The following is a 22891-nucleotide window of genomic DNA, read 5'->3' as shown; positions in this document are numbered from 1 at the left end:
GTTACCTAATTACTGTGATGGAACCCTTTTTAATCGTATTATCTTGTGTTGTAATGATATAGTAATAAATGGGATTCACAGATTTAAAATCCAGTTGCTCTTCTGGCCAATTATTTTGATAATTTGTAGTATTCAATACCATTTCACCCCTTGCATTCAAGACCACCACCAATGTATTTGTACCACTTATATATTGTTGTGGTATTGTCCAAGTATCATTGATACCATCGTTATTCGGACTTATGATATTTGGGATTAAAACTACATTAGGATCAACGAAAGGAAAGCGGATTTCAAATGGTAATTCTTTTTTTGAAACACAACCGGTAGTTTGTGTTATGGTCAAAGAATAATTTCCTTCTTGATTTGCATTAAATGTATTTGTAGTGGCTGATGGTATTAAAGTACCATTCAAGAACCATTCAAAAGTAGGATTGTTTGCTGATGTTGTTACTACTATTTGCTTAGTTTCTCCTTCCTTGATAATTGTTGTTCCTGAAACATTTAAGGAACTTGTAAAAGGTACATTTTCTAGATTAATGGCCCCTGTAGAGGTACAGCCACCAAAATCAACTCGTACCGAATAATTACCAGCGGTACTGGTAATATAGTCTTGGCTAGTAGCACCCACGATGGCAACATTGTTTAAAAACCATTGGTAGTTATTTCCAGCCTGTGTTCTCAAAGTCGTTGGTCCATCAGATGGACAAAATGGATTTCCTTTGCTTGACGTAACAGTTGCTACAGTACCCGTAGCTTCTCCAACTGTAACTCTATTAGAAAAAGAATCGGAAGTACAAGTACCGTAATTGGTTTCTACATAATACCTACCAGGTGCATTAACAGTAAGACTAGGGTTTGTAGCTATAGGCACTAAACTAGGTTCTTTAAACCATTTAAAAGTCAGTGAAGGATATTTTAAAGGGGAATCATTAGTTCCCGTTCCCGGATTGTCAATAGTCAATACATACGAACCACCTTTACAATACGTGGCATTTTCATTGAAATTATTGATCGAAAATTGGGTGTCTTGTAACTTGTAATAGGCCGCAAATGCGTTTGAGCTAGGACTAGTTACTGCAGGAGCAGTACTGCGTACTCTGATTCTGAAATTTTCACCTCCCGTTGTGGTTGGAACAGCAAAAACAAAAGTTCTTGAAGATATTGTGGCAGAATTTGGTTTCTCTGTGAAACTAAGAGCTATTGGAGCGGAAAAATTTCCCACTCCATCGGACAGCTCTAGTATAAATTGATTTGAGGTACTTAACGATCCCGGAGGATTAAATGAAAAACTAACCTCAAAAGTATTAAAACCACTATTTGCACATATTTGTGTAAAACCAAGTGAAGGCTTATTTATAGTAAATTGTGCGTGTAAGGAATTAACTGCTAATAAAAACAGCAATGAAAATAAAAATTGATAAGCTTTAAAAATAGTAGGGGGGCGTCTACATTTCATAATTAGTTTTACATCAACTTGACAGCTATTACATTACAACATCATTAATTAGATGCTGTAATTTTAGATAATTGTAAACGGAAATCCGGTCTTTTTTCATTGGCAAAGTCAATAAAAGTCTCTGCATTATTACTGTTTGGCGAAAAGTAATTAAACAGGTTGGTTTGACCGTAATAAGACTCTAAATCTTCATTATTAGAGTTATCAACAATAAAGATGTTTCCTTTACAGTTATTAAAGTACATAGATTCAAACTTAATTTTAGCTAAGTTCTCTTCATTCATTTGAATTTTGTTATCCAATAAAACTGCAGGTTTGAAACCAGAGATTACAGTTCGCTTGCAGTTGAGTGCTGCATTTTCAGCAATATAAATAGCCTCTTTAACTAAACCTGATTCAATATCAGCATTAATATTAGCACTATTGTTCACAAGTGTTAAATTAGTGGCTACCACCAATGTCTGTTTTTTAGAAAAATCCACTTCTTCTTTCTTATTGTAAGAAGCAATGTCTAAACATCTGGAACCATTTTTACTTGATAAAAAGGAAGAACGAATGGCAAGAGAGTTTGTCAAGCTACTTTGAGCACCATAATTAAAACGGTAATCATCATTACTAGATTTGTATGAAACAACTTGAGATAAATTGGTATCACCACCAAAGATTTCAAATGAATTCCCACCAGAGAAACTAATCATTATATTTTGTAAAATGGTTTTGTTTCCAACACCTGCCAAAAAAAGAGAATTTAAATTTCCTCCACCTGTTGAAAGCTTTGATCCAGCAAATTCAATACGAACGTATCTCATAATACCAGAATTACCAGCAGGATTATTACCACCGTAAGATGTTAAAGTCGGAATAAAATCCGTACTACTTCCTGTATTTACTGATGCAACACCTCCAAATTTATTTAAAGGAGCATCACCTAATATTACGATACCACCCCAATCTCCAGCTTTTCTCAAACTGCGATTCGAAGTAAAGACAATAGGATCTGTTTCTAGACCATCTGCAATGATACTAGCACCTTTAGTAATTATTAAAGTTCCTTTGGTATCAAAGTCTCCAATAATTTTAGTTCCAGGTTCAATAGTAAGCACGGCGTTGTTAGTCACATAAACATTACCTTGTAGCAAGTAAATATTTTTCTTGTACAATTTAGTATTTGCAGTTATGTTAACTGCCAATATTTGATTAGCTTCTCCGTAATCTACTTTGTTAGGCTTAAACTCGGTCCAGTTATTCAACCAATTATTAAGTCCAATAATTCCTTTTTCTTGCTGTGCCTGAGCAGTTGAAATTACCAATAGAAAAATTGTTAAAATTCGGGGGAAATTTTTCATGGGATTAAAATTTAATTATTTATTATATATTAAGAATAGGAAAGAAAGTATCCATTACAATCCTTCAAATTCATGCAATGATTTCATTGTGGTTTCAAAAAATAATATTGCTGCAACCAATGTGTTTTTATCAGCATAAGGCAACATTTTCTTTTGGAAATCTGTAGATACAACTAGAAAATCTTGTGTTCCTTGAGCCACATCTTCTAATGCTTTTTTATTTACTGCATCATTAGGAATGCCTAAATCAGATATGGTTACTCCTGGTAATTTTGCTAGGGCAATGTTTGGCAAGATCTTAACAAGCACTCTTACACGTTCTGTGTATAGCTCAATTAGCTCTCCTTTTTGCATCGATTTCAATTGATCTAAATCATGAAATGTTCTTATGGAAGCATCTTTACTAATTATGCTTCTTTCTACAACTTTCGCTTGTGAAAAGGCAGCACCCGTCGACATTAAAAAAAAACTTAAAACAATAACTTTCGCTTTCATAATATTATATTAAAAAAATTTATTTAAGGTAACAAATCTAAACATTTAAACTTAAAACAACATACGTTTTTATTTTTATTTTGGTTTTGGTGTTGAATTGTTAACAATTTTTGGTTAATAAGTTCCCAATGCCTTTGTTTTATTGGTTTTTTTTAATTAGAAACATTACAAATAATGTGGAGTTTACTAATTTTCGTTCAAAACTCAAGTGCATTTAGGGTAAATTTAACATTTTTTAACAATCCATACCGTATTAAAAACAAATCAAAACGCCTATAACCACGTATTTATACCTATATGATTCTTAAAAGTAATAAAAGTTGCTTAATTATTACGTTTTTTTAAAAAAAATCTTTAGTTGCTTCTTAGCTTATCAACTTGTGCTTCCCTTTTAAAATAAAATATGAAAGTACAAATACATGTTATAAAGCATATTACAAAAGGAATGCCAAAAAATACAAAACCTTAAAAATAAATTAAAAAAAAGTTAAAAACACGTGTCAGCTCCCATAAATGTTAAATAAAAAAAAATTTATAAAATTTTAAAAAACATTAACATCCCTTTTAAACAATTCATTTGAAGGAGTTCTTATTTAAAAAAATAAAAAATGTTTAACGACTTAATAAAAAGTAATTTCAATACTATGAAACTTATTAAGAAATTCAGGATTTGGTTAACCAAAAAAAAAACATACCGTAATCTAGGTTTTCTAATATGTGAATGGAGAAAGACCACTCTTTTTTAAAATTAAAAATTGAAAAATTTATGTCTCAATCATTTTCTATTATCTTTGCTTCATGCAATTTTCAGATATATTAGGGCAAGAGCACATTAAGAGTCACTTGACAAAAAATGCTAGTTTGGGAAGGATTCCACACGCGCAACTGTTTGTTGGGCCTGAGGGTTCTGGGACATTGCCCATGGCTATAGCCTATGCACAATACATTATTTGCAATAACTCAAACGGAGAAAACAGTGATGTTAATGCCGCTTGCAACATCAAATTTGAGAAATTTGCACACCCTGATTTGCATTTTATTTACCCTACAGTTAGCACTGATGCTATAAAAGGAAAACCCAAAAGCTTAGATTTTATTACGGAATGGAGGGGATTCATAGAAAAAAAACCGTACGGTAGCTTGTTTGACTGGTACCAAGTATTAGACGTAAAAAACAAACAAGGGGAAATAAGAGTTGAAGATGCACAAGAGATTTTGAAATCACTAGCTCTTAAATCATTTGAAGGAGGTTACAAAATCATGATTGTATGGATGGCTGATAAGCTGAACATACCCGCCTCTAATAAATTGTTGAAATTATTAGAAGAACCAAGTGATAAGACTGTGTTTATTTTAATTTCTGAAAACGAAGAAGACATTATACAAACCATTCGCTCTCGCTGTCAAGTATTGCATTTTAATGGTTTAAGTGAATCAACAATAGCCCAAGCTTTAGAAAAAGAATGGGAAGTTGATGCCGCAACAGCGCAAAAAATAGCACACCAAGCACAAGGAAATTATAATAAAGCCCAGCAATTGTTGCAACCCAATAGAGAAACCGATTTTTTTGAAAAATGGTTTGTTGACTGGGTAAGAGCCGCATTTAGGGCAAAAGGAAATGCAGCAGCCATTCAGGATTTGATACAATGGAGTGAACAAATAGCCGTCTTAGGTAGAGAAACCCAAAAAGAATTTTTACAGTTTTGCATCGAAATGTTTCGACAAGCTTTGTTGCTTAACTATCAAACACCATCTCTTGTTTACATAGAACCTAAAGTAGAGAAATTCAAATTAGAGAATTTTGCTCCTTTTGTAAACGGAAATAACATTTTTGACATCTATAAAGAACTATCGGATGCCATGTATCACATTGAAAGAAATGGAAATGCCAAAATTATCCTAACCGACTTGTCTATAAAACTAACACGATTAATCCATAAAAAATAAAACCTATGAACAACACTACTTCAATTTTAATTTTAATTTTTTTGGCTATTACCTTTTTACAATCCAGTTATGACAAACTGTTTTATTGGAAAGATAATGTGGAATGGCTAAAAGGACATTTTGCCAATACACCGCTTAAAAATCAAGTGCCACTAGCTTTGCTCAACATTCTCGTTCTAGAACTAATTACGGGAATATTAAATGTTGTAGGTTGCATTGAATTGTTCATCAATAACGGAAGAGTGTTTGGGTATTACGGAGCTGTATTTGCATGTATTACCTTATTGATGCTGCTTTTTGGTCAGCGTTTGGCCAAGGATTATGATGGAGCAAGAACCATTGTAATTTACTTTATACCCGCTATTTTGGCCGTATATTTGTTGAACTAAATTATTATTTTTAGAAAAAAGAACTTTTTATATTTATGACACCAAAAAATCCATCTGAGTCTTTAACAACACTCACCGATCTTGTTTTACCGAGTGAAACAAATCCTTTGAACAACCTTTTTGGAGGAGAATTGCTGGCAAGAATGGATCGTGCTGCAAGTATAGCTGCAAGAAGACATTCCCGCCGAATTGTAGTTACTGCATCTGTAAATCATGTCGCATTCAATAGAGCCATTCCGCTAGGTAGCGTAGTTACTGTTGAAGCAAAAGTTTCAAGAGCTTTTAAGAGTTCTATGGAAATTTACATCGATATCTGGGTAGAGGATAGAGAATCTGGAAATAAAACCAAAGCAAACGAAGCCATCTATACCTTTGTAGCTGTAGATGACACTGGTAGACCTGTAGAAGTACCTCAAATTGTTCCCGAAACAGAACTGGAAAAACAACGTTTTGAAGCAGCACTTAGACGTAAACAATTGAGCTTAGTTTTGGCTGGAAAAATGAACCCGCACGACGCCACAGAATTGAAGGCTTTGTTTACCTAATAACGATAAACTAGAAAATAGATTTCAAATTTTTATCGAAAGGAAAAATTGTAATTGAAAAAGAAGTATTTTTACAAGAACAATATATCAATTGCAATAATCAAATTGTGGTTGCTAAGGTACACCACTTAAATTCATAGCGTTACAAACAAAAATAGATGAAAGAAAAGGTAAAAGAGAAAATGAGTACAGAAAAAGAATCTAAATTAAAAGCGTTACAACTTACGCTTGACAAACTAGACAAGACCTACGGAAAAGGTACTGTGATGAAAATGGGAGATAAAGCCATCGAAGAAGTAGAAACAATTTCTTCGGGATCTTTAGGAATAGATTTGGCTCTTGGCGTAAATGGATATCCAAAGGGAAGAATTATCGAAATCTACGGACCAGAATCATCCGGTAAAACAACTTTAACGTTGCATGCTATTGCCGAAGCTCAAAAAGCAGGAGGAATTGCAGCATTTATAGATGCAGAGCACGCATTTGATAGAAATTATGCAGAAAAATTAGGAGTAGATATTGAAAACCTAATCATATCTCAACCTGATAACGGAGAACAAGCCTTAGAAATTGCTGAAAATTTAATTCGCTCAGGTGCTATTGATATTGTAGTAATTGACTCCGTAGCTGCCTTGACACCAAAAAGTGAAATTGAAGGAGAAATGGGTGATTCTAAAATGGGATTGCACGCAAGATTGATGTCACAAGCTTTAAGAAAATTAACTGGAACCATAAGCAAAACAAATTGTACAGTATTTTTTATCAACCAGTTGAGAGAGAAAATCGGAGTTATGTTTGGTAATCCAGAAACTACAACGGGTGGTAATGCCTTGAAATTTTATGCATCTGTACGTTTAGACATTCGTCGTTCTACACAAATAAAAGATGGTGATAATGTTCTAGGAAACAGAACCAAAGTAAAAGTAGTTAAAAACAAAGTGGCACCGCCATTTAAAGTAGCCGAATTTGACATCATGTATGGCGAAGGAATTTCAAAAACAGGTGAGATATTAGACTTAGCCGTTGAATTTGAAATTATTAAGAAAGCAGGTTCTTGGTTTAGTTACGGCGAAACCAAATTAGGTCAAGGTCGGGATGCTGTTAAAACCTTAATTAAAGACAATCCAGAATTAGCCGATGAGCTAGAACTTAAAATTAAAGCTAGAATTAAAGAATTAGCTGGAGAATAATTTTTTAAAAACCCGATTTTTTCGGGTTTTTTTTGCTTTAAACGCAACCTTTTTATCAAAGATACCTCTATTTAAAAAAACAAATGTTTGGGCCGACACTACAATTCAACCCAAGCCTTTGAAATAAGTGTCAAATTCTAAAAATGTAAAAAGATGAAAAAAATTATTGCTTTAACACTATTATGGGCCTCATTCCTTTCTTGTAGCCCTGACAATGATTACCCAAATTACAGTTATGAAGTATTGCCTGTAGCTAGTTATGAAGTTCCTGCCTCTTTTAAGCTAGGAGAAACCTACACCATTACACTCAAATATCAAAAACCAACTAGTTGCCATGGATATCAAGGGATTTACTACGATAAAAACCTCAACGTAAGAACCATTGGCATACAAACTGTAGTAGATAAGGATCAAATTTGTAACCAAGCTTTACCTCCAATAACAGAAGTTTCGTTTCAATTTTATGTAACCAATACGGGATCGTATATTTTTAAATTTTACAAAGGCAAAGACGCTAATGGGGTGTCTATATTTGAAGAAAAAGAAATTAAAGTAGACAACTAAATAGAACAACAAATTGTGGGGTTAGATCAAATCATTGCAAACTGTAAAAAAAACTGTCCAAAAGCACAAGAGGAGCTGTATGGACTGTTTGCAAAAAAACTTTTTGGAATCTGCCTCAAATATTCTAAGAGTTATTCAGATGCACAAGACAATTTGCATGATGGTTTTATACTCATCTTGAATAAAATAAATCAATTTAGTAACAAGGGTTCTTTTGAAGGTTGGGCCAAAAGAGTTATGATTAACAATGCCTTACAAAAATTTAAAGACATACGGTTTTTGAATATTGTGGATACCGACTTAGCTGAAGAAGAAATTACAATTGATGATGAACCTATAGCACTGGAAACGCTACTCAAAATGGTACAAGAATTACCTGATCAATACCGTTTAGTATTTAGTCTATATGTACTAGACGGCTATTCACACAAGGAAATTGCCGAAATACTCAATATCACTACGGGCACAACTAAATCAAATTTGGCCAGAGCCCGAATGATTTTGAGAGAAAAAATAAATTCTTATACCGGTAACCCTACTAGAACAAAATACAATGCACGATAAAAAAAATATTGACCGGTATTTTCAAGAACAATTTAAGGATTTTGAAGTCAAACCTGAGCCACAGGTGTGGGAAGCTATTGAGCTGAGTTTACGCAAAAAAAAGAAAAGACGAAAGGTTTTACCGTTCTGGCTTAAAATAAGTGGAATTGCGGCCTCATTATTGGTAGGGTTATTGCTAGTTCAAAAAACACAATATGCGGGTTCAAAACCTGTAATAAAGATCGTAAACCAATCAAAAGCTAGAGAAAAAGAAACGCTCCAAAAAAAGAAGTTCATCACCAAACCAAACCTCATTGATAAGGAGCCGCAACAAGTAGTGACTAACCAACAACCAAACCAAACGAATTATGAAAAAGAAACTATACGAGTTACTGGACCTAAAATCAATTCGAACCAAAAGAAGAATAAAAAGGATTATCTCGTTCATATCCAAAAAAATAATACATCGGTAAGTGATAACGCTACAAAAGATTCAGAAGGATTAGCATTAGCACAACAAGAGGATAAAAGTGTCATTGAAAAAGATATCACAGCCGTACAAAATGCGCAATCAAAGAAACCAATTGCTGACACTGAAATGTTTAATAAGACGCAAGCAGTTACAAATAAAGAAGTGAGCACTACCATAAACACTTTGGAAGAAATTTTAAAAAATAAAAATACGACTCCAGAATCTAACCCAACAAAGGGTAACAAATGGAAAATAACACCTACTGTTGCCGCCGTATATTTAAACACAAACAGCAACGGATCTGCACTGGATCCTCAACTATCTCAAAATAAAAAAACGAATGACAACTCATCAAGTTATGGGATTGGTATACATTATGCTTTGAACCAAAAAATGAGCCTGCGCAGTGGTATAAACAGGTTAGCCTTAGGGTACAATACAAACAATGTGTCCTATACAGCAGGACTACGAAATAATACCGTATCAAACATTAACTTCAGGAATTCTTCATCCATTGAAATTACTAACAACAATGGCGCTACTACCCTATCTAGTTTTGAGAAAAACTTACAAAAAAACAATGTAGGAGCACTAAACCAACAGATGAATTATTTTGAAATTCCGTTTGAAATGTCCTACGCAGTAATTGATAAAAAAATAGGAATACATCTCATTGCAGGTGTTAGTACATTACTTTTAAAGGATAATGAAGTGAGATTGGAATCTGAAGGGTTCAATGAAACCCTTGGTAGCGCAACCAATTTAAATTCGGTACACTTTAGTACTAATTTTGGTTTTGGAGTACGCTACAAACTCATAAAATCATTTCAACTCAGTTTAGAGCCCATGCTCAAGTACCAAATCAATACATTTACAAACAACAGCAGTAACTTTAAGCCGATGGTAATGGGAGTATATACCGGAATTAGTTATGAGTTTTAGAAGATCCTGCTGCAAATAACAACAACTGATGGTAAATGGTGGAACGCACTTGATCCCGAATTTCTTTTCGATCTACACCATCAACAGCTGTAGTGGGAACGTGATGGTGAATTTTAACACGCATTAAACCTGGACTACCACTCAAAAAAGTAAATGAAAATCGTTTTTTATTATCAGGTAACGTAATAGGCACAATAGGTAGTCCGTGATCTACTGCCAGTCTAAAAGCACCGTCTTTGAAAGCATCCAATACAATAGATTCATCATCAGGGACACCGCCTTCGGGAAAAATACAAATGCTTAATCCTTGTTGAATCCTTTTTTGGGCTCTATCAAAAACTTCTAACCTACTTTTTGATGAATTTCTATCTACAAGAATGCACGTTCTTTTGTAGAAAAAACCAAATAAAGGAATCTTAGAGAGTTCTTTTTTACCAACAAAAACAAACGGGTTCTTGGTAATAGCCAGCATCAGCATAATGTCGGTCATAGAGGTATGATTGGCCACTAGCATATAACTCTTGTGAGGAATTAAAGCCTGGTCTTCATCAATTTTATAATAAAAACCCATACCAAATAGGATACACTTGGCCCAAATACGAGCCATCTTAAAAAAGTAAGGATATCCGCGCTCTGACACGATAGACAATACTAAAAAGGGAAACATGACCAGAATGGGTAGTGCCATTAGAACATAAAACCAAACACGCCACAATACCAAAAAAATAATTTTGATTGCATTCATAGCTCCAAAAGTAAGAAATCAAGAGGTAAAATACTCCAAAAAAGTAGGGTGTTTTTTTATGAAAATTAAAACTAAGGCTAGCACCAAAATCTTTTGGGAACAAAATACTGATTTATGAAACATAAGACGATGATACTTTACTTAAAAACGCTAACTCCACAAGGCTAGTTTGTTTTTAAAAATTATAATTTTGCAGTAATAAATAAAAAACTTTGCGAACTTTGCGAGAAAAGTTAAAATCATAATGGCAAAAATACTTACCGGGGTTCAAAGTACAGGGACACCACATTTAGGAAATCTTCTTGGCGCAATTATACCCGCAATAGCACTCTCAAACAAACCCGAAAATGAATCTTTTTTGTTCATTGCTGATTTGCATTCGGTTACCCAAATAAAAGACGGAGCAACACTACGAACCAATACCTACAGCACAGCAGCAGCTTGGCTGGCTTGTGGGTTGAATGTAGAAAAAGTTGTTTTTTACAGACAATCAGATGTGCCACAAACAGCAGAATTGTCTTGGTACTTGAGCTGCTTTTTTCCATTCCAACGCTTGACATTAGCACATTCTTTCAAAGACAAGTCAGACAGACTAGATGATGTCAATGCAGGACTGTTCTCCTACCCTATGCTTATGGCCGCTGATATTTTATTGTACGATGCAGAGTTTGTACCAGTAGGAAAAGACCAATTGCAACATTTAGAGATCACCCGTGATGTAGCTTCAAGATTCAATCACCAAATGGGCGAAACCTTTGTACTTCCTGAGGCTAAAATTCAAGAAGACAGCATGTTGATTCCAGGTACCAATGGCGGAAAAATGAGTAAATCTGCCAACAACATTATCAATATATTTCTGGATGACAAAGCCTTACGCAAACAAGTCATGAGTATTGAAACCGATAGCACTCCACTTGAAGATCCTAAAAATCCAGATACCTGCAATGCTTTTGCTATTTATGCTTTATTGGCAACTGAAGAACAATTAGCAGCAATGCGTGCTAATTATCTAGGCGGCAATTACGGTTATGGTCACGCAAAGCAAGCCTTGTTTGAATTGATTTGCGAAACCTTTAAAACCGAAAGAGAAAAATACAACTACTACATGAACAATCTTAACGAGGTAGATGCGCTTTTAAAAATTGGTGCTCAAAAAGCATCGGCTGTGGCCAATGGTGTACTAGCTAAAGTGCGCGAAAAACTAGGATTCGAAATATAATTACGTTTTTAAAATAACCGCAGATTCGCAGATTATAGTAACATTTAATCTTCGAATCTGCGGTACAATACAATTTAAAATGGCGCGAAGTCAGAGACATTCGCGCAGCAGCCCGCAGTTTTTAAGAACGTTTTTTTTTAGAATACTTCGAGCAGCTGGGTACGGATTATGTCTGATAACTTTAAAGTATTTAAAGATGCCAAGTTAGCCAATAAAACATCTGAACAAGCTGCTTTTGAAACATGGACTGGAAAACAAGCAGAAAAGAAAGGATTTACAAAAGCAAATGTTACAACCGATGAAAGTAATTTAGTACTTGTAGAATTTACAAAATAATAGTTATGATAGAATTGATATTAAATCTTAGTAATGCCAATCAAGAAACAAAAGCGCAAATAGAAGAATTATTAATCAATGCTTATATTGCTGTTCAAAATCTTCGTAAAATGACATTAGCTAAAAGTCTTACAATTACTTACATTGAAGAAGTCGAACAATTATTTATGCAAAATCAATTTATAACTTCTGAGTTACAATTACCAAAATACCTTCAGAGATATTCAGAGTGTTTAAGTAATTTTTGGGGAAGCTATTCCTACAACAAAAGCACTCAACTTAGTCGAGGTAAGTTTAATTTGTTTGATTCTTTGAAAGAATATGATTTCCCTATGAAAGTACATCATTCCGAAGTAGAAATATCAAAGATTTTGAGAAAAATGGAGGATTATTGGATAGCTTCAAATCAAGTATATACTAAATATCAAGTTAGTCTGATAAAAGAAAAATATTTGAGATAAAGAAACCTGAACTCCCGATGGCTCGGGTATGACGAGCATTCTCGATATTGATAGCGCGGAATTACACGATAGCGCGGATTTGCAATCCGTGCCCACACAGTGCATCAACAATTTAAAATAAGTCCAACATTACAACATTTAAATCATTGTCTAAGCCCGCATAATTTCTAGCAGAACTAAAATAATAATCCTCTGGTGAGCTAACTACTTTCTCTTTTACAGGATTGTTGTGTATATTATTCACTTTTTGTTTTATGAACCAATTGGTTTCTATTCTTTCAGCGTGATAGCCGTCTTTCCACCCGAGCCTGAAAGTGCGAATTGGCGAAGCATACTTTATAGCTTTGATCTCTCTTTAGATGCGCACAGGCTTGTTCAAAATAAGCCAAAAGCCACTCCCTGCGACTCTCTGGTTCCTCTTTAATCGTTTGAATAATTTTCTTGGAAGTGAATTTTTTAAAATCACGCATGACATCAGATAAAATAAAACCATTCGTGGCTTTACACATTAAATGGATATGACTGTGCATAATGCAATACGCATAAATCTCAAGTCCTTTTTTCTCCTGACAATATTGCAAAGCATTAACAATATTGTACTTTTGGTTGAGTCGCGTAAATATATCAACCCAACCTACTGTTGTAATAGTTATAAAATATGCCTGATCTGTTGTTGTTGCTTTATATTTTGTTGACATTTTTTTATTTAAAAATACAATAAAAGCTACAAAACAAACAAAAAAATAGCTTGTATTTTTTTGTTTTCGTGTAGATTTGTTTTGAGGTTACGGATTATGTTTGTGGCTCATCGTTGTGGGCACGGCTTGCAAATCCGCGCTATCAGTTCGCGATAAAGTTTAGTGTGGTTTTAAAAACCGTCTTTCTTTAATAACATGTTTTTGTATACCACAGCGATTGGGGTTTATTTCGTTTCATGTAGATTTGCTTTGTGGGCACGGATTGCAAATCCGCGCTATCGGGATGTCTGTATTACTAGAAACTGATGGTGTCACTCATGATTTAATTACAATTCAGAAAAATGTAGACGGAAAATACTGCATGCAAAAATATAACAGAGCTTATAATCCTGATGCCAATTTAAATTATCCAGTTAATCCTAGCATAAATAGACTAGTTCCTAATTATGATGGAACTAAATATTTAGATATTGATTGTCAAGATGTAATTAATTTAATTAAAAAAGAAAAAGGAAGTGGAAGTGGAATTAAAATAAAGATGACCAGGGGGAATCGAAATGCAGATTATAGTGCTGCAAATCAAATTATTAAAAAATATATTCCAAGTTTTACTAAACCTAGTAAGTACACTTGGCATCATATGGATGATTTAGTAGTTGACGCAAATGGTGATGCCTGGTGTACCATGCAATTAGTTGAAACAGCTGCCCATGATGCTGCAGGAATGAGACATTCAGGCGCTGTAGCCCAATTAGAAAAATATTATTCTAAAATAAGTGATTAAACATGAAAAAATTAACTTTAAGTGATAGGTTTTTACCACATCAATTTATTAGAATTGAAAATGAAGCCGGTATTAAAATACCTGATAACATTAAAGATTTTATTTCAGAGTATGCTGATTTGTCTGTAAAGGAAAATAAGTTTATAAATAACGATGGAAAGTTATTTGAAATTTCACAATTTATAACTTACAGGATTATGTACGATTTTATTAAAGAATTCAAAGAAGAAGGTTTGGGTAAAAAACTACCTTTTGCTATTGATAATGGAGGTTGGGTATTTTGCATATCATTTGATAAAGAATCAATGGATAAAATTTTGTTATATCAAATGGAAGTGGAATGGGTCGCAAAAAATGATGCTTTTGAATTAGTAGCTAATAACTTTGAAGAATTTATAAATGGCTTACAGGAAGAAACTGCTAACGATTTATAGAGCATTTTACCCAGACCTGAACGCGCAGATATGTGGCATCGCTAGACCCGATAGCGCGGATATGTCTCTACGTACGATAGCGCGGAATTGTATTCCGTGCCCACAATCAAAGTCAAATAATACAAGTAAAAACAAAAAAGCAACAAGTAAAATTGTTGCTTTTTTGTTTTGAAATTTCCAGCTGGCGATCGTTTGCCCCGCTCCGCAAAGTCTCATGACTTTTACGTTTTTTTTTAAAAGTGCTTAAAAACCCCGATCGCGCGGATATGTCTCTACGTATGATAGCCCGATGGCTCGGATATGACGAGTATTCTTGATATTGATAAACCCCCCCGCTCCGCAAAGTCTCATGACTTTGCGTTTTTTAAAAGTCCCCGATCGCGCGGATATGTCTCTACGTACGATAGCGCGGAATTGTATTCCGTGCCCACAATCAAAGTCAAATAATACAAGTAAAAACAAAAAAGCAACAAGTAAAATTGTTGCTTTTTTGTTTTTAATTTTCCAGCTGGCGATATGTCTCTGCAAACGATAGCGCGGATTTGCAATCCGTGCCCACAAAGTTCATCAACAATCTAAAATAAGTCCAACATTACAACATCTAATTCATTTTCTAAGCCCGCATAATTTCTAGCAGAACTAAAATAATAATCCTCTGGTGAGCTAACTACTTTCTCTTTTACAGGATTGTTGTGGATATAATTCACTTTTTGTTTTATGAACCAATTGGTTTCTATTATTTCAGCATGATAGCCGTCTTGCCATACTTTATAGCTTTGATCTCTCTTTAGATGCGCACAGGCTTGTTCAAAATAAGCCAAAAGCCACTCCCTGCGACTCTCTGGTTCCTCTTTAATCGTTTGAATAATTTTCTTGGAAGTGAATTTTTTAAAATCACGCATGACATCAGATAGAATAAAACCATTTGTGGCTTTGCACATTAAATGGATATGACTGTGCATAATGCAATACGCATAAATCTCAAGTCCTTTTTTCTCTTGACAATATTGCAAAGCATTAACAATATTGTACTTTTGGTTGAGTCGCGTAAATATATCAACCCAACCTACTGTTGTAATAGTTATAAAATATGCCTGATCTGTTGTTGTTGCTTTATATTTTGTTGACATTTTTTTATTTAAAAATACAATAAAAGCTACAAAACAAACAAAAAAATAGCTTGTATTTTTTTGTTTTCGTGTAGATTTGTTTTGAGGTTACGGATTATGTTTGTGGCTCATCGTTGTGGGCACGGCTTGCAAATCCGCGCTATCAGTTCGCGATAAAGTTTAGTGTGGTTTTAAAAACCGTCTTTCTTTAATAACATGTTTTTGTATACCACAGCGATTGGGGTTTATTTCGTTTCATGTAGATTTGCTTTGTGGGCACGGATTGCAAATCCGCGCTATCGGGGAAATGGAGAAAATGTGTTGTAGAAGGAAAAGGAGTAATAACCGAATTACAAATAGTTTTTAATAAACTACCAATTGATGTTTCCGATGATTTAGTAGATTATATAAATTCTTCTTCCAAGGTCCTTTCAGATTTTAAAGAAGCCCAAAAGATAGGAAAACTAGACGAAATGGTAACATCATATCAAATCTTTAGAAAAAATAATATTAAAAAACCATGTTTATGAAATTAGATAGTCAACACTCTTATAAAGCTCTAAATAGCAATACAGAAATCCTTGCTACAGAATTAGAAGAACTTAATTATGGTAGAATGTTTTGGAAATTCGATTTCAACATCGATAACCATAAAAATAATAATTCATTATTAAAATGTGAATTCGAAGGGCTTTTTGTAAATCTAGACAATTTTAAAATGGAATCGGAAAATGGGAAGTATATTTACATCCCTAAATATAACCCCGTAATATACAACACAAACACAAAAGAATTCAAAGAGTATAAATCTCCTATAGAGCCTCAAAACAATGATTTTATAAGAAATTATTTTTTTGAAGATAATTTAGTCATTCTTCACCAAAGAAGTGTTTATAAAATCAATTTAGAAAACGGTGATATTTCAAATAATACTTTTGATTTTGGTAGTGTTTTATTGAATGATATTCGTTTATCAGATAGACGATTTCTATTGGCATTTAAAAATCTAAAAAATTATGAAGATGAAGAACAAGAAATTAAACTATAGCATAATGAAAAAAATAATAACTATTTTTCTTGTTTTACATTCACTATTTTCTTTTGCACAGTGTCAGCTTAATTTATTGGCTGGAGATTTATCAAAAAGCAATAAAGAATTTAAAGAGATTGTGAACGAGGCTTCAGGATTTAATGCTTGGCAAATTTTAGAGGTTGAAGCCACTGCACTTCGCACCGATATAAATGAACTCACTCTAGTCTCAAAAAACCTTGAAGCCATAAAAAGTGCTGGAGGTTATATGAGATGGAAGGCTATGCAGGGGGTGGGGAAGGTCTTAAATAAGGTTGTTTTAGGTAGTGAAGAATTAAGTCAAATTGCAGTGAATTTCAGAAAAACATTAGCTGTTCCAAATCATAAAGGAAATGTTGCAGTGTTTGAATATTTTGACAATTCAGGTAATTTAGTTAAGAAGGCGTTCTCTACTGCTGAGTCAGGTCCATCAAAAGGTATACACTCTGAAAGAATTGCGTATGAATTCTTTGTTACAAACAATATCCCAAAAACAAATATAAAAAGAGTTTATAGTGAGTTAGAGCCTTGTGAGCTTGCATCGCAATGTAAACAATTATTACAAACTGAGTATAAACAAGCAACTATTTCTTATTCCTATCCGGGCGGAGTTGATAATACTATCAGAGTCAATTCTGTTAATCAAAGATTTTTAGATCTAGAAAACTTATTAAAATAAAAGATATGCACAAATTTTTAATTGGAGATGACGAAAAAAATATTTTGGGAGAAGATTTGATAAAATCTATTTTAAAAATTACGTTACCTGAAAAAATAATAATGCTCAGGTATGATTTATTGACTAAACCAATAATTCTTGGAAATGATTTGATTTTAGGCTATACTAAAAATGAATCAACAAAAAATTATTTATATATCAATTTAAAAGATAATTCTGTAAACCATAAGTGGAATTATGAAAAAAGCTCTTCGGTTTTTATAAATTCTAATATTGAATTACTTGAAAAAAGTTTGAATGTTTTGGATTTTTATTTGGATGACTTAATTGAGCAAAAGGAATTAGGGGAATATCATATTTTCCATCAACGATATGCAAACCTTTTAGAAAGATTACTCACTAAAATTGATAGTAAGTCTGTGTTAATTGGATTCTGGCAAAATCTTATTGAAGAAATGAAATTAGGGGTTATCTAAAATGAAATTTCTTTTCTCTCAGCTGCTCGAAGTATTCTCCCGATCGCGCGGATATGTCTCTACGTAAGATAGCGCGGAATTGTATTCCGTGCCCACAATCAAAGTCAAATAATACAAGTAAAAACAAAAAGCAACAAGTAAAATTGTTGCTTTTTTGTTTTGAAATTTCCTGCTGGCGATCGTTTGCAACGATTGCCAACAGCCTGTTATGCCAATGTCTCTGACTTCGTGCCTACTCCAATTCCATAATGCAAAGACGGTAACACAAAAAATAATTTCCTATAATTATATAAAGACTTAGACCAAACAGGTTTTAAAAACCTGTTAGGTGTAAAATAAATATATGAGCTATTCCCAACTGAGAATAAGCGCAGACAAACAAAGCAGAATGTGTTTACATCGCACATTTATAAAGCTAGAAATATAACTGCTCTTGAAAATTGAAGAGAGAATCGCTTATAAATCGACCATAATTTAGTATTTGATAAAAAGTTCAAAAAGTTTTAAAAAAATATCATACTATTGTAGTAAAAATCAACAATGTATATTTTATGAAAACAAAATTACTTTTGATGTTTATGTTTTTGACAATTACCTTGCAAGCCCAAACTAATTTGGTGCCCAATGGAAACTTTGAAAACTGGACATCCTCCTCACAACCAAATAATTGGTTTAGATTCTTTAACGGATTAGTATTCCAGAGTCCTTCGGCTCAAAATGGAAGCTCTAGTACCAAAATGCAAATTACAAGTGGTACTTTTAATTACATCAACAGTGAATTTTTTCCGGTTATAGCTGGTAAAACGTATCGCATTACGATGTATCACAAACTCGTTACGGGAACTTTCTCGGCCATTGACTTAAGTTTGTATCACAAACCAGGTACTTTTAAAACAGAAATTACCAAAAAAACCGATGCCATAACTTCAAGCACCGAATGGAGAAAAATAGAATTTGACTACACCCCAACCGTAAGCGAATCTATTGAAGTAGACATTTGGACAACCGGTACGCTGAACTCAGAAATCTTAGTAGACAATGTATCTGTGATAGATGTGGCAACTTTAGGACCACAATATACCCTGATCCCAGACCTTAATTTTGAGAAAAAATTAATTGCTTTAGGACACGACTCTGGAACTCCTGATGGTAAAGTATTGACTTCAAATATAGCATCAGTAACATCATTAAGTGTTTCTTCTAGCGCAATTGCTGATCTAACTGGAATTCAAGATTTTGTGGCTTTAAATAGTTTAACATGTTTTTCAAATCAAATACAAGTTCTTGATTTATCCAAAAATCCTGCACTTTCTATGATATCTTGTTCTAATAACAATATTCAAAGTATAAATTTATCAAATCAAAGCAACTTGATAACCTTGTATCTTAGATATAATAATTTAAAGAATCTGGACATATCAAATTGTAAAAAAATTGTAACTCTAGATTGCAGCATGAATAGCGAATTGACCGCTTTAAATCTATCAAACAACAAATCTTTACAACAATTAGAACTAATTGCATGCCCATTAACGTCTTTAGATTTATCTCAAAATAATGAGTTAACATTGGTAGATTGTACTGCAAACAGTATAACAAATTTGATTTTACCTGTTTCAAGCACTTTAAAAACACTGCGATGTCCACAAAATAAATTAACAAGCATTGATGTGACAAAAAATCCAAATTTGCTAACTTTAGTATGTTCTTTTAATCAACTCCCGAGTCTCGATGTTACTAACAATAAATTAATACAATTACTTTATTGTCATGCTAATAAATTAAAAACATTAGATGTTTCTCAAAACACAGTTCTTACTAGCTTATTTTGTCATAACAATTTACTTGAAAGTTTAAATTTAAAAAATGCAAATAACCCTTTGATAACAGGTTCTAAAATTCTGCTCAACTTAAATCCTAATTTAACTTGTATTCAAGTCGATAGTAAAACGTATGCTGATGCCAATTGGTCATCTGCTAAAGATGCTGCTGCCTCCTTCGCAGAGTCTTGTGGCAATTTATCTACATCAGATATTGTATTTGAAAAACTAAATATGTATCCTAACCCTACGAAAGGAGAATTGTACTTTGATAATGTTGCTATCGATAAAATAGCTGTTTATAATGCATTAGGTAAGCTCATGAAGGTTCCCTTCACAAGTACTGGAAATCGTTCTACTACAAATTTAGAACAATTACCAGCTGGTATTTATTATATTTACCTTACAAGCGATACGGCTACAACTGTTAAAAAGGTGATTGTTAATTAATTGATTAAAGTTTTTATTAATTTTAAAAGACGCTATTTCTTAATTGAAATAGCGTCTTTTGTTTTTAAAAACCTAGAACTGTATAAGTATCTAGCACTAACAGATTTTAAAAACCTGTTGTCTTAACAAAACGTTCTACACTAGCCCCGATGGAAGTGGAAATCCTTTGTTGAGAGCCGGTTTTTTACCCGGATCTTAATAAAGATTGTAGCGTACAGCGGGACAACTCTTATGCTGGGCAACAAATATGCTGCTCCTAGAAAAACACACGCATACTTGTGACGGACGTGCTTTGGGAATAAGCTTAAGGCATCTCACCACATTTTTAAGGTGCTGTTTCAATAAAAACAATCGATTATCAGGATTTTATATTGCTTCAAATAATTTGCCAGGTAATGGCCTTATAACGCCTTTTAGCTCCATATTTAAGAGCATTCCTGATATTTTATAAATAGGAAAATTACAATGTAGTGCAATAATATCCATCAATTCTTTTCCTGTTTTTAGGAGGTAATCGTATACTTTTTGTTCATCCTCATCAAGCGTTACGAACAATTGCTTTTGTACGGGTTTAGAATCCTGCTGAATGTCCCAATTTAAGATATACACCAAATCAGCAGCACTAGTAAGCACATTTGCTTTTTGGGTTTTAATGAGGTTGTTGCAACCTTGACTGTATTTATCGGTAACACGGCCGGGAACCGCAAATACGTCACGGTTGTAATCATTGGCCATATTGGCCGTAATCAAAGAGCCACCTCTATCTGCTGATTCAATAACGATGGTTGCCTCAGACATGCCTGCAACAATGCGGTTTCTGCGCACAAAGTTTTCTTTGTCTGGGTTGGTAGTACTCCAAAATTCGGTCATAAAACCTCCGTTTTGCTCAACTGCAGCAACATATTTTTTATGAGTTTTAGGATAAATTTGGTTCAATCCATGGGCTACAACTCCTATCGTTTGCAACTGAAATTCTATAGCCAGTTGATGGGCCACGATATCAACTCCGTAAGCAAAACCACTCACAATTATTGGATTAAGTGGAGCCAAATCTGAGATAAATTTTCTGCAAAATTCAATACCGTATGCTGTGATTTGTCGGGTACCCACTATGCTTATTATTTTTTTATTTTTTAAGTCTATATTTCCAGATTGAAACAATAATAAGGGTCCGTCAAAGCAATGTTTGAGTCGTTCCGGATAATCTTGATCTAAAAAACTGGTTGTCTTAATAGCATTAGCTTTTAGGAATGCTAATTCTTGATTTGCCTTTTCAAAAATTGATTTATCTTTGATGTTTTTTAAAAGCATTGCCCCAACACCATCAATGGCAGCAAGTTGAGAAGTTTTGGTTTTAAACACTTCTTCGGCAGAACCACAATGTGATAGTAATTTTTTGGCCATAATGTCCCCTACTCCCTCTACACGTTGCAAAGCTAAAATATAAAATAAATCTTGTTCGTTCATGCTAAATATTTGAAGGTGAAATGTATAAATTTTTATGGAAATTGTTAATAAAAATTGTGAATAAAATTGTGATAACTATTTTCATTGTATAACTTTGCTATTATGAAAATCGAAATTTACATCGCTCAGCTTTTATACCGTTACCAATGTGTAACTGTACCCGGTCTTGGGGCATTTTTGACTGAAATCCAATCTGCGAAACTTGAGCAAGGTTCTCATTCTTTTTCTCCGCCTACAAAGAAAATTGCTTTTAATGCCAATTTAAAAAATAATGATGGCTTACTGGCCAATCACATTGCGTTAGCAGAGAAAAAATCTTATGATTATGCCGTGGGCGCTATACAATATGAAGTATTCAAATGGAAAAAATCATTAGAAGAAAATAAGTATTTGACCCTTAATAATATCGGTGACTTGCGTTTGAATGATGAAAATAATATAGTTTTCACCCCATTTGACCAAACCAATTACTTGACCAGTTCTTTTGGTTTAGCTCCATTTGTTTCACCACAAGTAAAAAGGCTAGTTGAAGAACACGTGTTGAGTACTGAAGACAACACACCAACAGTAACTTTTATCCCTACTGAACCTAGAAGAATTTCTCCATACTTAAAATATGCAGCTGTATTTGTATTAGGTCTAGGACTTGTAGGCAGTGTGGGTTACCCTGTGTATGAAAACCAAGTTGCATCGCAAACCTTATTGGTTAAAACAGCGGTACAAAAACAAGTTCAAAATAAGATTCAAGAAGCTACTTTTATTATTGAAAATCCTATACCAGCGGTTACTTTAACTGTAAAATCTTCAGAAAAAGCTACCCTTCCTTACCACATTATGGCTGGAGTGTATAGAGATCAACATAATGCTGATGCAAGTTTAAAAAATCTTAAAAAATTAGGGTTTCCTGCTAGACGTATAGCACCTAACAAAAACGGATACTACCCTGTTTTATACGGAAGTTATGCCACATTTGCAGAAGCAGAAAAAGCAAAAAAAGAAATCAACGACACGCACAATCCTGATGCTTGGATTTTAATTCAATCCTTGTAAACCGAATTTATAAATACTAACTAAAATCCTCAAATAGCGAAAGTTGTTTGAGGATTTTTTTTTGGAGCTATTACCAGCTATTCGTTACAATCTTTTGCGCTAAAAGCTAGCGCATAAGGATTTTCACTTCTATCTGGGCTATGTTATGGTTGCCTGAAGGCGTATTTACTTGCTTTAGGCTCCTTATAAACGTTCTTTATAA

23 protein-coding genes and 1 pseudogene are annotated in these 22891 nt (G+C 33.6%); 17 read left to right on the top strand and 7 right to left on the bottom strand.

Annotated features, from left to right (window positions below):
• Nucleotide 1: 1 nt before the first annotated feature.
• From K5V07_RS00605 to K5V07_RS00595, 3 genes are read right to left on the bottom strand one after another with little or no spacing between them, the layout of a single operon-like run.
• Nucleotides 2-1459 (bottom strand): gliding motility-associated C-terminal domain-containing protein, encoded by a 1458-nt coding sequence (locus tag K5V07_RS00605; protein WP_221915950.1) that lies wholly within the window; start codon nucleotides 1457-1459, stop codon nucleotides 2-4.
• A gap of 44 nt (nucleotides 1460-1503) precedes the next feature.
• The gene (locus K5V07_RS00600; protein ID WP_221915949.1) at nucleotides 1504-2805 is read right to left on the bottom strand and encodes a hypothetical protein; all 1302 of its coding nucleotides are present in this window, start codon (nucleotides 2803-2805) and stop codon (nucleotides 1504-1506) included.
• A 54-nt stretch (nucleotides 2806-2859) separates the two neighbouring features.
• Nucleotides 2860-3300, bottom strand: coding sequence for a hypothetical protein (locus K5V07_RS00595; protein ID WP_144889809.1), 441 nt, complete (start codon nucleotides 3298-3300; stop codon nucleotides 2860-2862).
• 798 nt (nucleotides 3301-4098) lie between these two features.
• Between K5V07_RS00595 and K5V07_RS00590 the strand changes: the two genes are divergently transcribed.
• The 7 genes from K5V07_RS00590 (at nucleotide 4099) to K5V07_RS00560 (ending at nucleotide 9892) form a co-directional block, all read left to right on the top strand.
• Entirely contained in the window at nucleotides 4099-5247 is a 1149-nt protein-coding gene (locus K5V07_RS00590) for a DNA polymerase III subunit delta' (RefSeq protein WP_221915948.1), read from the top strand.
• A gap of 5 nt (nucleotides 5248-5252) precedes the next feature.
• Entirely contained in the window at nucleotides 5253-5636 is a 384-nt protein-coding gene (locus K5V07_RS00585) for a DoxX family protein (RefSeq protein ID WP_221915947.1), read from the top strand.
• Nucleotides 5637-5671: 35 nt separating this feature from the next.
• Nucleotides 5672-6181 (top strand): acyl-CoA thioesterase, encoded by a 510-nt coding sequence (locus K5V07_RS00580; RefSeq protein WP_086454887.1) that lies wholly within the window; start codon nucleotides 5672-5674, stop codon nucleotides 6179-6181.
• Between the two features lie 182 nt (nucleotides 6182-6363).
• Nucleotides 6364-7371, top strand: coding sequence for a recombinase RecA (gene recA / locus K5V07_RS00575; protein ID WP_144890513.1), 1008 nt, complete (start codon nucleotides 6364-6366; stop codon nucleotides 7369-7371).
• 153 nt (nucleotides 7372-7524) lie between these two features.
• The gene (locus K5V07_RS00570) at nucleotides 7525-7935 is read left to right on the top strand and encodes a hypothetical protein (protein ID WP_221915946.1); all 411 of its coding nucleotides are present in this window, start codon (nucleotides 7525-7527) and stop codon (nucleotides 7933-7935) included.
• 15 nt (nucleotides 7936-7950) lie between these two features.
• Entirely contained in the window at nucleotides 7951-8499 is a 549-nt protein-coding gene (locus K5V07_RS00565; protein ID WP_086454885.1) for an RNA polymerase sigma factor, read from the top strand.
• Nucleotides 8489-9892, top strand: coding sequence for a hypothetical protein (locus K5V07_RS00560; protein ID WP_221915945.1), 1404 nt, complete (start codon nucleotides 8489-8491; stop codon nucleotides 9890-9892). Before K5V07_RS00565 ends, K5V07_RS00560 begins: the two co-directional genes overlap by 11 nt.
• On the opposite strand, the gene K5V07_RS00555 is transcribed toward K5V07_RS00560, so the two are convergent.
• A complete protein-coding gene (locus tag K5V07_RS00555; RefSeq protein ID WP_221915944.1) occupies nucleotides 9876-10637 on the bottom strand; it encodes a 1-acyl-sn-glycerol-3-phosphate acyltransferase in 762 nt (253 codons plus the stop codon). The genes K5V07_RS00560 and K5V07_RS00555 overlap by 17 nt on opposite strands.
• A gap of 244 nt (nucleotides 10638-10881) precedes the next feature.
• Between K5V07_RS00555 and trpS the strand changes: the two genes are divergently transcribed.
• From trpS to K5V07_RS00540, 3 genes are all read left to right on the top strand, one after another.
• Nucleotides 10882-11856 (top strand): tryptophan--tRNA ligase, encoded by a 975-nt coding sequence (gene trpS, locus K5V07_RS00550; RefSeq protein WP_221915943.1) that lies wholly within the window; start codon nucleotides 10882-10884, stop codon nucleotides 11854-11856.
• Between the two features lie 168 nt (nucleotides 11857-12024).
• Nucleotides 12025-12192 (top strand): hypothetical protein, encoded by a 168-nt coding sequence (locus K5V07_RS00545; protein WP_221915942.1) that lies wholly within the window; start codon nucleotides 12025-12027, stop codon nucleotides 12190-12192.
• Nucleotides 12193-12197: 5 nt separating this feature from the next.
• Entirely contained in the window at nucleotides 12198-12653 is a 456-nt protein-coding gene (locus K5V07_RS00540; protein WP_221915941.1) for a hypothetical protein, read from the top strand.
• Nucleotides 12654-12765: 112 nt separating this feature from the next.
• Here the strand turns inward: K5V07_RS00540 and K5V07_RS00535 are convergent.
• Nucleotides 12766-13351 (bottom strand): annotated as a pseudogene (locus K5V07_RS00535) (transposase).
• Between the two features lie 283 nt (nucleotides 13352-13634).
• Between K5V07_RS00535 and K5V07_RS00530 the strand changes: the two are divergent.
• Together K5V07_RS00530 and K5V07_RS00525 are read left to right on the top strand one after the other, a co-directional pair.
• Nucleotides 13635-14135, top strand: a complete 501-nt coding sequence (locus tag K5V07_RS00530) for an HNH endonuclease (protein WP_221915940.1) — start codon at nucleotides 13635-13637, stop codon at nucleotides 14133-14135.
• Between the two features lie 2 nt (nucleotides 14136-14137).
• Nucleotides 14138-14569 (top strand): SMI1/KNR4 family protein, encoded by a 432-nt coding sequence (locus tag K5V07_RS00525; RefSeq protein WP_221915939.1) that lies wholly within the window; start codon nucleotides 14138-14140, stop codon nucleotides 14567-14569.
• 575 nt (nucleotides 14570-15144) lie between these two features.
• Here K5V07_RS00525 and K5V07_RS00520 read toward each other — a convergent pair.
• Complete coding sequence (locus K5V07_RS00520; RefSeq protein ID WP_182651143.1) at nucleotides 15145-15699, bottom strand: transposase; 555 nt, start codon at nucleotides 15697-15699, stop codon at nucleotides 15145-15147.
• 505 nt (nucleotides 15700-16204) lie between these two features.
• On the opposite strand from K5V07_RS00520, the gene K5V07_RS00515 reads away from it, so the two are divergent.
• The 4 genes from K5V07_RS00515 (at nucleotide 16205) to K5V07_RS00500 (ending at nucleotide 20172) form a co-directional block, all read left to right on the top strand.
• Nucleotides 16205-16726, top strand: a complete 522-nt coding sequence (locus K5V07_RS00515) for a hypothetical protein (RefSeq protein WP_221915938.1) — start codon at nucleotides 16205-16207, stop codon at nucleotides 16724-16726.
• A 4-nt stretch (nucleotides 16727-16730) separates the two neighbouring features.
• The gene (locus K5V07_RS00510) at nucleotides 16731-17426 is read left to right on the top strand and encodes a nucleic acid/nucleotide deaminase domain-containing protein (protein WP_221915937.1); all 696 of its coding nucleotides are present in this window, start codon (nucleotides 16731-16733) and stop codon (nucleotides 17424-17426) included.
• 5 nt (nucleotides 17427-17431) lie between these two features.
• Nucleotides 17432-17902 (top strand): hypothetical protein, encoded by a 471-nt coding sequence (locus K5V07_RS00505; protein ID WP_221915936.1) that lies wholly within the window; start codon nucleotides 17432-17434, stop codon nucleotides 17900-17902.
• 551 nt (nucleotides 17903-18453) lie between these two features.
• Nucleotides 18454-20172 (top strand): T9SS type A sorting domain-containing protein, encoded by a 1719-nt coding sequence (locus K5V07_RS00500; RefSeq protein ID WP_221915935.1) that lies wholly within the window; start codon nucleotides 18454-18456, stop codon nucleotides 20170-20172.
• 366 nt (nucleotides 20173-20538) lie between these two features.
• On the opposite strand, the gene dprA is transcribed toward K5V07_RS00500, so the two are convergent.
• Nucleotides 20539-21639 carry a DNA-processing protein DprA gene (gene dprA, locus K5V07_RS00495; RefSeq protein ID WP_221915934.1) on the bottom strand — a complete coding sequence of 367 codons (1101 nt, stop codon included), beginning with the start codon at nucleotides 21637-21639 and terminating at the stop codon, nucleotides 20539-20541.
• A gap of 102 nt (nucleotides 21640-21741) precedes the next feature.
• Here dprA and K5V07_RS00490 point away from each other — a divergent pair, with 102 nt between their 5' ends.
• Nucleotides 21742-22689: an SPOR domain-containing protein gene (locus K5V07_RS00490; RefSeq protein ID WP_182650472.1), complete on the top strand. Its 948-nt coding sequence runs from the start codon at nucleotides 21742-21744 to the stop codon at nucleotides 22687-22689.
• Nucleotides 22690-22891: the final 202 nt, after the last annotated feature.

Source organism: Flavobacterium sp. CHNK8 (genome assembly GCF_019774515.1).
Classification (GTDB): domain Bacteria; phylum Bacteroidota; class Bacteroidia; order Flavobacteriales; family Flavobacteriaceae; genus Flavobacterium; species Flavobacterium tiangeerense.
Note: the sequence above shows the minus strand (reverse complement) of the source record. Positions and strands in the feature narration are given on the sequence as shown.

What these genes read in the sequence shown, in the direction of transcription:
- K5V07_RS00605 (WP_221915950.1), bottom strand. Translation starts at nt 1,459, where the DNA reads ATGAAATGTAGACGCCCCCCTACTATTTTTAAAGCTTATCAATTTTTA.
- K5V07_RS00600 (WP_221915949.1), bottom strand. Translation starts at nt 2,805, where the DNA reads ATGAAAAATTTCCCCCGAATTTTAACAATTTTTCTATTGGTAATTTCA.
- K5V07_RS00595 (WP_144889809.1), bottom strand. Translation starts at nt 3,300, where the DNA reads ATGAAAGCGAAAGTTATTGTTTTAAGTTTTTTTTTAATGTCGACGGGT.
- K5V07_RS00590 (WP_221915948.1), top strand. Translation starts at nt 4,099, where the DNA reads ATGCAATTTTCAGATATATTAGGGCAAGAGCACATTAAGAGTCACTTG.
- K5V07_RS00585 (WP_221915947.1), top strand. Translation starts at nt 5,253, where the DNA reads ATGAACAACACTACTTCAATTTTAATTTTAATTTTTTTGGCTATTACC.
- K5V07_RS00580 (WP_086454887.1), top strand. Translation starts at nt 5,672, where the DNA reads ATGACACCAAAAAATCCATCTGAGTCTTTAACAACACTCACCGATCTT.
- recA (WP_144890513.1), top strand. Translation starts at nt 6,364, where the DNA reads ATGAGTACAGAAAAAGAATCTAAATTAAAAGCGTTACAACTTACGCTT.
- K5V07_RS00570 (WP_221915946.1), top strand. Translation starts at nt 7,525, where the DNA reads ATGAAAAAAATTATTGCTTTAACACTATTATGGGCCTCATTCCTTTCT.
- K5V07_RS00560 (WP_221915945.1), top strand. Translation starts at nt 8,489, where the DNA reads ATGCACGATAAAAAAAATATTGACCGGTATTTTCAAGAACAATTTAAG.
- K5V07_RS00555 (WP_221915944.1), bottom strand. Translation starts at nt 10,637, where the DNA reads ATGAATGCAATCAAAATTATTTTTTTGGTATTGTGGCGTGTTTGGTTT.
- trpS (WP_221915943.1), top strand. Translation starts at nt 10,882, where the DNA reads ATGGCAAAAATACTTACCGGGGTTCAAAGTACAGGGACACCACATTTA.
- K5V07_RS00545 (WP_221915942.1), top strand. Translation starts at nt 12,025, where the DNA reads ATGTCTGATAACTTTAAAGTATTTAAAGATGCCAAGTTAGCCAATAAA.
- K5V07_RS00540 (WP_221915941.1), top strand. Translation starts at nt 12,198, where the DNA reads ATGATAGAATTGATATTAAATCTTAGTAATGCCAATCAAGAAACAAAA.
- K5V07_RS00530 (WP_221915940.1), top strand. Translation starts at nt 13,635, where the DNA reads ATGTCTGTATTACTAGAAACTGATGGTGTCACTCATGATTTAATTACA.
- K5V07_RS00525 (WP_221915939.1), top strand. Translation starts at nt 14,138, where the DNA reads ATGAAAAAATTAACTTTAAGTGATAGGTTTTTACCACATCAATTTATT.
- K5V07_RS00520 (WP_182651143.1), bottom strand. Translation starts at nt 15,699, where the DNA reads ATGTCAACAAAATATAAAGCAACAACAACAGATCAGGCATATTTTATA.
- K5V07_RS00515 (WP_221915938.1), top strand. Translation starts at nt 16,205, where the DNA reads ATGAAATTAGATAGTCAACACTCTTATAAAGCTCTAAATAGCAATACA.
- K5V07_RS00510 (WP_221915937.1), top strand. Translation starts at nt 16,731, where the DNA reads ATGAAAAAAATAATAACTATTTTTCTTGTTTTACATTCACTATTTTCT.
- K5V07_RS00505 (WP_221915936.1), top strand. Translation starts at nt 17,432, where the DNA reads ATGCACAAATTTTTAATTGGAGATGACGAAAAAAATATTTTGGGAGAA.
- K5V07_RS00500 (WP_221915935.1), top strand. Translation starts at nt 18,454, where the DNA reads ATGAAAACAAAATTACTTTTGATGTTTATGTTTTTGACAATTACCTTG.
- dprA (WP_221915934.1), bottom strand. Translation starts at nt 21,639, where the DNA reads ATGAACGAACAAGATTTATTTTATATTTTAGCTTTGCAACGTGTAGAG.
- K5V07_RS00490 (WP_182650472.1), top strand. Translation starts at nt 21,742, where the DNA reads ATGAAAATCGAAATTTACATCGCTCAGCTTTTATACCGTTACCAATGT.